The following is a 13,605-nucleotide window of genomic DNA, read 5'->3' as shown; positions in this document are numbered from 1 at the left end:
ATCTCACATCCGGAGAAGCCCGCTTCTGCACTCAACGCCTTTTTATCTGACCTGACTATCCCCCAACTGGGAGAAACAGCCGATCAGACCAGCAAACGAGGAAGATTACTTACCCCAACCTGCCAATACGGCATCCTTCACGCTTTGCGGAAGGCCAACATAGTCAAGACGGGTGTTATCCGCATCGCCATGCTGGAAACCCCACGCAAAGAAATCACGAACAGCCTTGGCTGTCGTAGCATCCTTCGGGTTGGTTGGAACCAGAACGAACGTAGCCGTCACGATAGGCCATGCACCCGGACCCGCCGTGTCCAGCAGGTTGACGGCATAATGGTCGGCATGTGTCCAATCTGCAGCATTTGCAGCTTCCACAAAGCTCTTCAGCGTCGGGGAAACAAATGCACCCGTATGATTCTTCATCTGGGCAATATTCAGGTGATTTTGCGCAGCATAGGAATACTCAACGTAACCAATGCCGCCTTCGGTCTGCTTGACCATAGCTGCAATGCCGTCGTTTCCACGTGCACCCGAACCGCCTGGCCACGCTACAGATGTGCCAGCGCCCAGCTTCTGCTTCCACTCAGGTGACACCTGAGACAGATAAGACGTGAAAACGAAGCTCGTACCAGAACCGTCAGCACGATGAACCGGAGCGACGTCCGTTTCTGGCAGCTTCAGACCCGGATTGAGAGCCTTGATACGGTCATCGTCCCATTCCGTGATTTCACCGTCATACAGCGCAGCCAGGGTCGGGCCATCGAGGCGGAGCGTACCCGGCTCGATACCTGGAACGTTCACGACAACAACGATGCCACTCATGACCGTCGGGAACTGGTACAGATGCTCGGACGCCAGACGAGCCGCAGCCATCGGCTTGTCAGAAGCACCGAAGTCAACCGTCCGAGCCACAACCTGATCCTGACCGGCGCTCGAGCCAACGCTCTGATAGTTCACGTTGACGCCAATCTGACGCTTGGCCCCTTCGCCCCATGCTCCGTAGATCGGAGCGGCAAAGCTGGAGCCCGCTCCCGTGATGTCCGCAGCGCGGGCGGATGACAGGGAAACTGACCCCAAGGCTGTCATTGCGACGAAGCCGAAAAGCGCAAGCTTGCTCTTAATCATGATGATCCCTCATCGGGCATTGAAAAACCGGACTATCTACTAAACCCAGCCCGTAAGGAGAAACAGAGGCATGCACATGATAGTTTCATGACAGACATGAAGGCGTATTGATGCAAAAATGACACACATTTTCCAGACCTGCATTCTCAGAAAACAGGTCGTCACAAACAGGATTCCAGAAAGACACATATTTTCAAAGGCTTGACACCTTTTGTCATAAAAGAGTCTTTCAGTCGTCATCAAACCTTCCCATTCTTCAAAAAGGGGAATCAGATACCTCCGCCGTGGACAACCTGCCATTCACGCAAGGGATGCACCGCGGCAATGACTTTCTCTTTCCGAAGAACAACCGCTCTTCTAGCGACTTCAACCCTGATGTCTCTCGGCGCTCTTACTGGCCATGCGCATGCCGCAGACCAGATGGAAATCATGGAGCGCCAGATCCGCGCCATGCAGGCGCAGTTGACCGCCATGAAGAAGGAACACAACGAGGATATCAAACGCGCCCGCGCCGTTCTCGCCCACCAGCGTGAAGAGGCAGAAAACAACCCATATGGGCAGCGTAACAGCTATATCGGCTCCCATCCTCAGTCCAATGCTCCTCTGATTACTGTTCGAAAAGGAACCGGCGGCCCCGATACCGGTCGTCCGGCTTCAGATCGTGCAGACATCACGTCCTGGTCCGACTTCCAGCGTGCAACGGCACAGGATGAAGAAGTCACCGTTGGTGGCGTGAAAATCGGCTTCCCGAAAGGACGCCCCACCATTCAGTCGTCTGACGGCGCCTACGCCCTTTCGATCGGACTGGCCTTCCATGAAGACTTCGGAGGCTTCTTCAACTCCGGTCCCCGCAGCGGCGAAACACGCGGTGCTTTCAACAGCTTTACGTCCAACATGCGTCGCCTGCGTATTCCCTTCATGTTCCGCTACAAGAACTGGGTCGCAGCCGTTACGCCTGATTTCGGCGCAAACCATAACGATGGTTACGTCGGACTATACGAAGGCAACCTGAACTACACAGGCTTCCGCAACACGATTCTGACAGTCGGTTACTTCCAGCCGCGCGTCACCGAAGAAGATTCCGAAAGCTCCAACGACTTCTTCACACTCGAACGCCCCAGCATCACCGATATGGTCCGTAATATCGCTGCTGGCGATGCCCGTTTCAGCGTCGGCGGTCTCCATTATGAGAAGCGCTGGTGGGTAGCCGGTTACTTCACCGGTCAGGAATGGGGCCATCGTAACGCTTCTGACAGCAGCAGCACCTATTACGGTGGTGGCAGCGGCAGTACCGTTGACAGCCAGACCGGCGGCACCCTTCGCGTTGCCGGTCGTCCGGTTGCTACGAAGGATTGGGACGTTCATTTGGGCGCGTCTGCAATTTCAGCTTTCCGCCTTGCCTGCAACACAGGAACGGACGCCAATCACTGCTCACGATCAACGTCTTTCGGACAGCGTCCTGAATTCGATATCGGTGAAGCCAATCTGGCAGCCACAGGTGGCATTTCCAACGCCGCACAGGTCTGGGCTGCTGGTCCTGAGCTTGGCGTTCGCTGGAACCGCCTGGTTGTGAAGGGTGAATATTATCACGTCGGGGTACAGCGCTCTGGCCCAGGCCTGAAATCTGCCGGCTTCCAGGGCTGGTATGGGTCGGCTGCCTATACGATCTTCGGCGACCCGCGGATGTACAACTACAAAGCTGGCGCTTTCGGAGCACCGGGCGTGTCAAGCAAGGAAGAATTCAATCCCGCTCTCAACCAATGGGGAGCGCTTGAAGTCGTTGGTCATTACAGCGTGATCGACCTGAACAGCGGTCTGAACGAAGCCAACGCCAAGAACGTTATTCGTGGCGGTCAGCAAACCGTCTGGACCGGCGGCCTGAACTGGTATCCGAACCGCCATTTCCGTCTCATGCTCGATTACAGCCACTTCATCGTGTCCCGCAGCATGCAGGCAACCAACCTCTACGGTCGGACAGGCAACTCCATCGCAGCCCGTATCCAGGCTGGCTTCTAAGACTTTTCCAGTCTCTCTCAGGCGGAAATGGCGCGAGCTGTTTCCGCTTTTTTTATGCCCCTCACCGTGCAGCGAACCGCGCACTCCAAACCTCAAGCAACGGTGTCGCACAATGATACGCACACCTTCCTTGTTTGTGATTAGAGAGTAGGCTCTGCGCTCTCAGAGGAAACCCTCACTTTCTTGAGCGTTCCACACTCTGACAGCCTGCTGTCAGAGTCACTTGAGTATTATCAGGACGCTTTTCACACGATGCCTGTCTTCCTTTCCCGACTGACACTGCTTGCTACAACGACACTCCTTCTTTCTTGCCTGCCAGAAGAAGAAGCATCGGCCGCAGATCGTCTGGAACTCATGGAACGACAGATCCGTGCCATGCAGGCTGAAGTTCAGGAATTAAAGAAAGAGCGTGCCGCCGAACACAAACGTACCAGCGCACTTCTCGCGAGACAGCGGGAAGAAACCGAAGCCAATCCTTATCGCCAACGAGCCGGGTACCTACCTCCGCCGCCTCTTCTCCAGACAGCCGCCCCGATCTCACTTCTGAGAAGAACACCTCTCGCGCAGGATACACCACCGTCAGACCGCGGCATCGTATCATCATGGAAAGATTTTCAGCAGGCCTCGAGCCAGGACGAGGAAGTCTCAATCGGCGGAATGAAAATCGGATTCCCCAATGGTAGACCGACCTTCAAAACTGCGGACGGTGCCTATGCCCTGTCCATCGGTCTCGCCTTCCAGGAAGACTTTGGAGGCTTCCTCGGAGTATCCCAACGCAATGGAGAAAGCCGGGGCAATTTCAATTCCTTCACATCCAACAGTCGCCGACTGCGAATCCCTTTCTCCTTCCGCTACAAGGACTGGATCGCGAACGTCACTCCCGACTTCGGACATGGAAATTTTGATGGCCAGGTCGGGTTGTATGAAGCCAACATCAACTACGCCGGCCTGCATAATACGATCCTGACAGTCGGCTATTTTCAGCCACGCGTCACGGAAGAAGATGCCGAAAGCTCCAACGATTTCCTTCTGTTGGAGCGTCCTGCCATCGTAGATATGGTACGCACTATTGCCGCCAATGACGCCCGCTTCAGCATCGGTGGTTTACATTATGCAGACCGTTGGTGGATTGGCGGCTACTTTACTGGACAAAGCTGGGGTAACCGCGCCGAAAACCAGTATTACCTTCCCATTGGCAAACATGTGGCGGACAGCCAGACCGGCGGGACATTCCGCGTGGCTGGACGTCCGGTTGTCACCAAAGACGTGGATCTGCATGTAGGCGTTTCTTCCATTGCGTCTTTCAAGGTCGCCCAGACGGAAGACGGACGCAGCTACACCTTTATCCAACGCCCCGAAGTCAACATTGGGGAATCTGTTCTGCAAACAACAGGTGCCATCCAGAATGTCGCTCAGGTCTGGTCCGCGGGTCCTGAATTTGCCTTGCGCTGGAAGCGACTGCTGCTCAAAGCAGAATATTACCGCATTGGGATCGAACGATCAGGCGGGTTGCCCTCCCTCGCCTTTCAGGGATGGTATAGCGCCATTGGCTATACGCTCTTCGGAAATCCGCGCCGCTATAGCATTCAGGAAGGCGGCTTTTTGGCTCCTGGTGTTTCCCCGGATGGCGAATTCGATCCCGCCCGCAATCAATGGGGAGCCCTTGAAATCGCCGCACGTTACAGTGTGGCTGACCTGAACAGCCGCCTCGAGAGGCCAGATGGTGTTCGCGGAGGCCAACAGACAGTGTGGGCAACAGGGCTGAACTGGTATCCCAACCGTCACTTCAAATTTATGGTGGATTATAACCATTTCATTGTCAGCCGCAGCACCACAACCGTCAATCAGAATGGCCGGACGGGAGATGCAGTCGTCGGGCGTGTTCAGGCCGCATTCTAAATACTCACCTTTTTGAAACACTCCCAGAATCACAGCGAATATTTTTCCTTCCTGAAACACTCCCGTTTATGAACATGGCACGTTATTAAGACTTCTCTTCCCTGATCTTCGGAAAGAACAAATCTTGCTTCGCTGGTTTCTTGGATCTCTACTTGCGCTTTTTGTTCTGCTCTGTACCGCCATCACTGGCGGATGGTTCTGGATCCAGCACAAGGACTTCGCTGCGCTGGCCTCTGCAAAGCTCTCCAAATCACTTCATCGCAACGTCCACATCGGCCATCTCCATATTCACCCCGGAAAATGGATAACAGTGGACGGAGAAGACTTGCACATTGCCAATATTCCCGGAGGCAGCCGGCCCGATATCATTACTGCCGGAACCATACACGCCAAACTGCGCCTGATGTCACTTCTGCACGGACCAATCGAAACCCGTGACGTTATCGTTGATCATTTCTCCGGTCTCTTCGAACGCACATCTGATCGCATCCCGAACTGGAGATTCGTGCCTTTTGAAGATCTGAAGCGCCCACGCCCGGTCAAAGCATCCGAGGAAAAACCTGATCTTCATGACTTTCCGGGCCTTCGAAACCTGACCCTCAAAAATAGTGATGTCACTTACCGATCCGCCAAAGGCGCATCCTATCAAGTGACGATGACGCAGGTGACATTCCAGTCAAAAGATGATGCCTCCCCAGTCAAAATGTCTTTCCAGGGAGGATATAATGATACGGGCATCACGCTTGACGCCTCCATGCAGTCTTTTGATGCTCTACGCCGTGTGCCAGATCCTTATAAAGCCACAGCTCACATCACGTCTGGCGACCTTACGCTCGATTTCAACGGGACTCTGACAGATCCTCTGAATTTCGATGGCGTCAAAGGCGACGTCGCCCTCTCAACTCCCACATCCGCGCCTGTTTTCGCCCTTGCCGGACTGTCCGGAACACATCCGGCTCTCCCGCTCTCACTCAAAGGCACATTCAGTCATGCCGGAGACAACTGGCACTTCACCCATGCCAGAGGTGCCCTCAAAGACAGCCAGATCAATGATGGGACCTTTGATCTTGAAGAAGGAGGCAAAGGAACACCGGACATCATCAACACAGACCTGACATTTGGTCACATTGACCTCAACAGCCTGACCAAAGCCTTCTCATCCAGAAAATCTTCTGGCCAGACTGACATTCCTCTCGTCGCACCTGCCAAGCCCGACCCTGTCCTGCATGTCAAACTGGCCGCTGAAGACGTTCTCTATAATGCCCTGACGTTCTCAAAGCTGAAGTTCAATGCCTCCCAGACGCCCGGAAAGATCAATGTCTCAACTTTGACCCTTGGCTATCTGGGAGCCAATCTTCAAGCAAATGGCCAGATTGAGGGCGATGGAAACCGCTCCCGAATCAACGCCTCCATCGCCCTTTCCCACGGTGATATCGATCGCCTGCGGCGCACAGCAGGCTTGGCTCCCATTCCTGTCAAAGGTTCGCTGTCCATCCGCATCATTGCGAAAGCTGCAAACGTCAGCACCCTGAACGAAGCCACGCGCAAGGCGGATCTGGTGGCAGCTGTCAGCATGGAGAAAGGCGAAATCGCCAGAGAAATTGTTGAAACGGCCTCCATGGACCTGCGCCTGCTGGTTCGGCATGCCAAAGGCACTACGCCCATCACCTGTATGCTTGGCGTCCTGGACATGCATCAGGGCATCGGTACAGTCTCACCACTCCGCATTCGAACAAACGCAGGAATCATCGCCGCAAAAGCGGATGTCGACCTCAACCGACGCTGGCTGGACCTTGTTTTTGCAAGCCGACCCTTCTCAACCAGTTTCTTTGCACTTGATATTCCTGTGCGCGTCAGCGGACGGTTCGATAACCCAGACCTCAGCCTTGCCAGATGGTCCAAACGCGGGCGTGGACTGCTGGCCGATTCCAACGAACTGACCATCCTGCCTCCGGCTCTGCGTTCTTTCGCCGCTTCCAACCCCTGTGCCCGCCCCACGAAATGACCACACGGTCTGTGGTCGGATATTTGCTCCCACCCGGTGCGCCGGTTATGCAGACATTATAGCGCTAGGAGAGTTCTGTTATGCGTATAGCAATGATCGGTGGTGGTTACGTCGGACTGGTCTCCGGCGCCTGTTTTGCCGAATTCGGATCAGACGTCGCCATTGTCGAGCGGGATCCCAAAAAACTGGCAGCTCTCCGGGATGGTCGCATTCCCATCTATGAACCAGGCTTGGACGCCATTGTCAGCAAGAACGTTGAGACCGGCCGCCTCACCTTTGGAGACGATCTTGCTGCAGCCATAGACGGTGCTGACGCCGTCTTCATTGCCGTCGGCACCCCCACCCGCCGTGGCGATGGCCATGCTGATCTGACCTATGTCTATGCGGCGACAAAAGAAATTGCCCTCTCAGCCAAGGAAGGGCTTCTGGTTGTCACCAAATCGACCGTACCCGTAGGGACAGGCCGCGAAGTCGCCCGTATCCTGAAGGAGACACGCTCGGAACTGACGTTTGACGTAGCTTCCAACCCTGAATTCCTGCGAGAAGGCAACGCAATCGGGGACTTCATGCAGCCCGATCGCGTGATTATCGGCATTGATACGTCCGGACCAGACGCAGGCGAACGCGCCGCCGCAGTCATGCGCGAGATTTATCGCCCGATTCATCTGATCGAAGCCCCCATCGTCATGACGGATCTGGAAACTGCTGAACTCACAAAATATGCCGCAAACGCCTTTCTAGCCATGAAGGTCACCTTCATCAACGAAATGGCAGATCTTTGCGAGAAGGTCGGTGGTAACATCCATGACGTTGCTCTGGGTATGGGGCTGGATCAACGCATCGGGAAGCGCTTCCTCCATGCAGGCCCCGGCTATGGCGGTTCCTGCTTCCCCAAAGACACCCGCGCTTTAACCGCCATCGCACGAGACGCCGGAGCTCCCTCCCGTCTGGTAGAAGCAACTGTTGACGTCAATGAAGATCGTAAGAGCCGCATGGCAGAACGCATCATTACGCAGATCGGTGGGAGTGTTCAGGGCAAGACCGTCGGCGTCCTGGGCCTGACGTTCAAACCCGATACGGACGATATGCGCGAAGCCGCTTCCCTTCCGATCCTGACCCATCTTCAAGAAGCTGGTGCCATCATTCAGGCTTTTGACCCGGAAGGCATGGAGCCCGCCCGTGCGCTTCTCCCCCCAGAGATTACATACTGCACGGACGCCCTGGAGGCTGCGACAAACGCAGATATTCTCGTCGTACTGACGGAATGGAATGTCTTCCGTGCCATTGACCCCGAGCGGCTGCGCACCGCCATGCGCGGTAAAGCCATCGCAGATCTTAGAAATATCTGGAATCCGGACATCATGCGCGCCGCTGGCTTTGATTACAGTTCAATCGGGCGCTGCTGAGAATACATAAAAAAAGCCAGCTCCTGAGAACTGGCTTTTCTTGCAGAGGGGAGCCAAAGCTCCCCTTTTTCATGACTTGTGAACGGGAGCGAATGTTCCGTCACGCAGGCTTCTTTCAAGCTGCTCCAGAGACTGCCCTTTCGTTTCCGGTACGTAGCGAAGCACGAAAAAGAACGCAAACGCATTGACGATCGCAAACAGCCAGAAGGTCATGTGCGCGCCCAATCCCTGCACCAAAGACAGCGTCGTGAGAGAAATAATCAGGTCTGCACCCCAGTGACTTCCTGCAACCAGGCTCATTCCCTTACCACGGCAGGACAGTGGATAAACCTCAGCACCAACCAGCCAGACCGCAACGGACAGACTTCCTGTGTTGCAGACAGTATAACCTATGATGGCCAGAACAGTGATCCAGGCCCCAATACCGCTTGTCATATGCAGAGCAAACATTGCTCCCAAAACGATCAGAGAAATGACCGCACCCGGAAGAAGTCGCAAAATCAGTGTCCGACGTCCCCAGGTATCAACGGCCCAGCCGCCAAAGATCGTTGCACAAACCATGGAGAGACCAACAGCCACGGAAGTCAGCAGAGCCGAGTCCTGACCAAAACCTGCATCCGAAAAAATCGCCGGAGCATAGTACATGATCGCATTGATACCCGTGAACTGGCACAATAGCGCAATACCGACAGACGCAATCAGTGCAGGCCGTACCCAAGGCTTGGCCAATTCGGACCACGATGCCTGTTCGTCATGATTATCGATAATATCCTGAAGCTCGCTTCGTGCTGCATCTTCCGAAGAACGAACGCGACACAGAACAGCCAATGCTTCGTCTGTCCTCCCCTTAAGGGCAAGCCACCGAGGGCTGTTTGGCAGGAAAGCCATTCCGATAAAAAGAATAAGGGCAGGCAACATGCCAATGCCAAACATGATCCGCCAGCTGCTATCGCGCAGAAAGTACCCCGTCAGGAAGGAAATAGTCACTCCAGACACAACAGCAAGCTGGAACCCAACCACCAGCCGTCCACGACGATGAGGCGGGGATATTTCAGCAATATAAATTGGTACGATCTGCGAGGCTGCACCAATAGCCAATCCCAGGACCAAGCGTGAACCGATCAGAACCGGAACACTCTGAGCTGCAGCAGCCAGAATGGTACCAACAACAAAAAGTGCTGCCGCAATCATTACAGTACGACGACGACCAAACCGGTCAGAAACACCGCCAGCCCCAAGACACCCCAGAAGAGCGCCGAGAATAATCGCAGACGTGACAATCTCGGAGCCAATCGTGTCGAGATGAAACTGCTCACGGATCTGCAACAGGGCTGACGAAATAATTCCCGTGTCATACCCGAAAAGGAGGCCACCCGTAGCGGAGATGGTCGCGATGAAATTCGTCAGCGCATCTCCGCTGAGCTTTCGTGAAACATCAAGAGACTGCGTCATAGGGGCCTTCTTCCGCATGTGAGCAGATACGTTTTCTGAAATCTTCTTTAACGTTACAGCATTAAAACGCACATCACAAAAGTGAGTATTTTCGTATTTTGATAATATTAATGTTATTTTCTCGTCGGATGTGACATTTAATCCTGCACGCAGATCACAGCCTCATGGCCATGAAAATCATAACACACTGACCCTACCCCCAGTTTGGCTCTGCCCGTAAACGCAATTCCGTGAAGCCTCCTTTCATTCTTCATCATTAGCAATGCAGAGAAACGAAGGTTCAGGCCCATCCTTTCCGGACTGGATCCACTGGCATTTAGCCCGAAGATACTGAATCAACGTTTCGATTTCAGACGCTTTTCCAGCAAGTCGATCAATCTGTTCCTGCATGAGCATCACAGCACGTTCATCGGAAAGACCGTCCTGCACCATCTCATCATTAATCGCTGTCAGTTCTTTCAGACTCATCCCAAGTGACTGCCCAAAACGAACGATCCGGGCCGTCTGCAGGTCCCGCTCCGTAAATTCCTGATAAGGATTCCGCCCCCCGCGCGAGCCTATCTGAGGCCGCAGCAATCCTTTGCGCACATAAAACCGTACCGTGTCCTGACTTAAGCCCGCTCTTTGAGCGAATTCGCCAATTAACATGACCGTCTCTCTTCCTTGACCATGGACCAAGGTCCAGTCTTATAGACAATGCTCCATGTCTGACGGAGCCATTCTCATGACCGCCCTTTCACAGAGCAAAAATGCTCCTGCCCCTGTCGCATTCGTAACAGGCGCTACAGGTCTTCTCGGCAATAACCTTGTTCGCGCACTTTTGGCAGACGGCTTTCAGGTCCGCGCACTCGCACGATCGGAAGCCAAGGCAAAACAGCAGTTTGATGGCCTGCCTGTCGAGATCATCACTGGAGACCTTCAGTCCATTCCGAGCTTCAGTGCAGCATTGTCCGGCGTGGATGTGCTGTTCCATACGGCAGCCTACTTCCGGGATTCCTATACGGGCGGCAACCACGACCAGGATCTGGAAGCAATCAACGTCAAAGCCATGAAAGAGCTTCTGGATACCTCATGGAAAGCAGGGATCCGTCGCATGGTTCATGTGAGTTCCATTGCGGTTTTGAAGGGCACGAAGGGACAGACCGTCGATGAAACAATGCTTCGGCGGGAAGACGAAGCCGACCCATATTTCCGAAGCAAGATCCGGTCCGAGAAAGTTCTGAATGATTTTCTGGCTGAGTATCCGGAATTCTGGGCCTGCATGGTCCTTCCGGGCTGGATGCACGGACCCGGCGATCGCGGTCCGACATCAGCCGGCCAAACAGTCATTGATGTCGCTCGCGGGAAACTTCCGGGCATTCCACCCGGTTCGGTCAGTCTTGTCGATGCGCGGGACGTCGCGCAGGCAATGATTGCCTGTCTTAGCAAAGGGAAGCGCGGAGAACGTTATCTGGCGGCAGGCAGACACCAGACAATAGCTGACCTCATTCCGCTGATTGCAAGGCTGACTGGTCGCAAAGCGCCATCACGCCAGATTCCCATGCCGCTGCTTTATATCATCGCAGCCCTCAGCGAAGTGCAGGCTCGTCTCACACGCAAGCCCGTCCTCATGAGCTGGGCCACGGCAAAGGCCCTCGCCTCGGAAAATGACCGCTCCCATTTCAGCGCCCACAGATTTCATCATGATCTTGGACTAACCTTCAGACCTCTGGAAGAAACCCTGACAGACGAAATCAACTGGTTCCGCCGGGCCGGCTTTCTGCCCTGAAACGAAAAACGGCGGCCCAAAGGCCGCCGTCTCTTTGAGGTCAGATCATCCCAAGCTCAGGGCTGAACAACCCGTAGAACAAACCCGGTCAGTTCACTAACGGTCTCTGCCTCCGTGCGATCCGCCCCAAGACGAAGCTCAGGAGACAAAGGCGCTTCATACGGTGCTGAAACACCCGTGAATTCAGGGATTTTTCCGGCGCGTGCCGCCGCATACAGTCCCTTCGGGTCACGCTGCTCACAGGTTGCCAGCGGCGTATCCACAAACACTTCATGGAAACCCTCGCCCACAATCTGTCGAGCCAGATCACGATCTGCCTGTAGTGGCGATACCAACGCAACAATAACCGCCTGGCCACTCTCGGAGAGGATCTTCGCGACATGCGCCGCACGGCGAATGTTTTCCCGACGATCTTCCGGCGAGAAGCCCAGGTCACTGCACAGTCCAGCGCGAAGCGTGTCCCCGTCCAGCACAGTCGCTTTCACGTTCTGCGCCGCCAGCGACACTTCCGCCGCCCGCGCCACGGTGCTCTTGCCGGAACCCGGTAGGCCCGTCAGCCAGAACACCCCGCTTTTGTGTCCACGAGCCTGCGCCTGCTGCCCAGCGGAAATGCGGCTGGCGGTTGGATGGATGGCATGAACGCCGTCTTCCAGATCAGCCGGGCCAATCAGTGGTGCACCGCCGACAATGCGCTGATGGCGATCCACCAGCACGCCTCGACCATCCCCAAAGCCGGGAGAGAACGGGTCGAACAGCACAGCATGCGAAGCGGCCAGCGTGATTTCGGCGAACCCGTCCGGCGGAACCTCATCACCCTGACGCAACGTCAGATCATCCAGATCCACAACCGCATCAATGGAGGCCACCGTCACATCATGCTCAGCGGTCGCCAGACGAAGCGTGAAACTCTCGCCAACCCGCAGCGGCTCACCGCGAAGCCAGAACAGACGGGTGCGAATCCGCGCCGAACGCTCTGGGGCTGCAGCCTTGTCATCCGCCGGGAAAAGCAGATCCCCACGATCCGGAACCAGATCCGGCTCCAGACGCAGCGCAATCGATTCACCTGCGCCAGCAACCGGCAATTCCGGCGCATGCCAGCGGCAAACTTCCGCAACCGTTGCAATCTGCCCCTGAACACCAATCGTCAGGCGATCACCCGCACGCACCGTGCCACGCTCGATCCGCCCTGCAACATAGCGAACGCCATCGAAGCGATAAATGTCCTGAACGGGCATACGGAACGGCAGCGCCAGACGAGAGGCCGGAGGCGGCACATTGGCCAGAGCCTCAATCAGCGTCGGCCCCTTGTACCAGGCAGACCGCTCGGAACGGCTGGCGATATTATCACCATCGCGCGCAGACGCCGGAACAACGGCTTCAACCTCGATTTCCAGACGTCCAAGCAACTGACGCACATCAGACTCGGCCTGAACAATCTTCGACTCATCAAAGCCCAGGACGTCCGACTTGTTCAGCAGCACGATGACATGTCGGATACCGATCAGGCGCAGCAACATGGCATGACGCCGCGTCTGCTCCTGCGCGCCTTCCTGAGCATCCACGACCAGAACGGCAGCTTCCGCATCAGCAGCACCCGTAATCATGTTGCGCAGAAACTGGCGATGGCCCGGCGCATCCACGATCACGAACTCACGCGAGCCCAGACGGAACGGAATTCGGGTGGAATCGACCGTCACGCCCTGATCGCGCTCGATCTGAAGGGAGTCGAGCAGGAAGCTCCACTCCACCGCCAGACCACGCTTGCGGCTGCTCTCGACGATCTGCGCGAGCTTGCCGTCCTGAAGACTGTCCGTGTCGTACAGCAGACGACCGATCAACGTAGATTTACCATGATCGACATGGCCAACAATCACGATAGGCGTTGCGGCAGCGCGGTGCGCCTCAGAGAGACTCTGGGTTGCGATATGATCACCCAT

Annotated in this window: 9 protein-coding genes; 5 read left to right on the top strand and 4 right to left on the bottom strand. The window is 55.4% G+C overall.

The features are described 5' to 3' along the window. Nucleotides 1-105 precede the first annotated feature (105 nt). Nucleotides 106-1,122, bottom strand: a complete 1,017-nt coding sequence (pstS, locus tag J4P41_RS07635) for a phosphate ABC transporter substrate-binding protein PstS (RefSeq protein ID WP_426066659.1) — start codon at nt 1,120-1,122, stop codon at nt 106-108. A gap of 324 nt (nt 1,123-1,446) precedes the next feature. On the opposite strand from pstS, the gene J4P41_RS07630 reads away from it, so the two are divergent. The 4 genes from J4P41_RS07630 to J4P41_RS07615 all read left to right on the top strand — a co-directional run bounded on the left by J4P41_RS07630 (nt 1,447) and on the right by J4P41_RS07615 (nt 8,448). Next, nucleotides 1,447-3,138 carry an OprO/OprP family phosphate-selective porin gene (locus J4P41_RS07630; protein ID WP_211567992.1) on the top strand — a complete coding sequence of 564 codons (1,692 nt, stop codon included), beginning with the start codon at nt 1,447-1,449 and terminating at the stop codon, nt 3,136-3,138. Nucleotides 3,139-3,390: 252 nt separating this feature from the next. Further along, on the top strand, nt 3,391-5,037 hold the full coding sequence (locus tag J4P41_RS07625; RefSeq protein WP_426066783.1) for an OprO/OprP family phosphate-selective porin: 1,647 nt from the start codon (nt 3,391-3,393) through the stop codon (nt 5,035-5,037). A gap of 124 nt (nt 5,038-5,161) precedes the next feature. Then, complete coding sequence (locus J4P41_RS07620) at nt 5,162-7,042, top strand: AsmA family protein (protein ID WP_426066658.1); 1,881 nt, start codon at nt 5,162-5,164, stop codon at nt 7,040-7,042. 92 nt (nt 7,043-7,134) lie between these two features. Next, nucleotides 7,135-8,448: a UDP-glucose dehydrogenase family protein gene (locus tag J4P41_RS07615; protein ID WP_034881548.1), complete on the top strand. Its 1,314-nt coding sequence runs from the start codon at nt 7,135-7,137 to the stop codon at nt 8,446-8,448. 69 nt (nt 8,449-8,517) lie between these two features. On the opposite strand, the gene J4P41_RS07610 is transcribed toward J4P41_RS07615, so the two are convergent. Next, entirely contained in the window at nt 8,518-9,900 is a 1,383-nt protein-coding gene (locus tag J4P41_RS07610; protein WP_211567990.1) for a sugar porter family MFS transporter, read from the bottom strand. 243 nt (nt 9,901-10,143) lie between these two features. Further along, entirely contained in the window at nt 10,144-10,548 is a 405-nt protein-coding gene (locus tag J4P41_RS07605) for a MerR family transcriptional regulator (protein WP_426066657.1), read from the bottom strand. Nucleotides 10,549-10,624: 76 nt separating this feature from the next. Between J4P41_RS07605 and J4P41_RS07600 the strand changes: the two genes are divergently transcribed. Further along, the gene (locus J4P41_RS07600) at nt 10,625-11,668 is read left to right on the top strand and encodes an SDR family oxidoreductase (RefSeq protein WP_426066656.1); all 1,044 of its coding nucleotides are present in this window, start codon (nt 10,625-10,627) and stop codon (nt 11,666-11,668) included. Between the two features lie 56 nt (nt 11,669-11,724). On the opposite strand, the gene cysC is transcribed toward J4P41_RS07600, so the two are convergent. Then, nucleotides 11,725-13,605, bottom strand: coding sequence for an adenylyl-sulfate kinase (gene cysC, locus J4P41_RS07595; protein WP_426066655.1), 1,881 nt, complete (start codon nt 13,603-13,605; stop codon nt 11,725-11,727).

It is taken from the genome of Gluconobacter sp. NFX36 (assembly GCF_049887835.1).
Taxonomy (GTDB): Bacteria; Pseudomonadota; Alphaproteobacteria; order Acetobacterales; family Acetobacteraceae; genus Gluconobacter; species Gluconobacter japonicus_A.
Note: the sequence above shows the minus strand (reverse complement) of the source record. Positions and strands in the feature narration are given on the sequence as shown.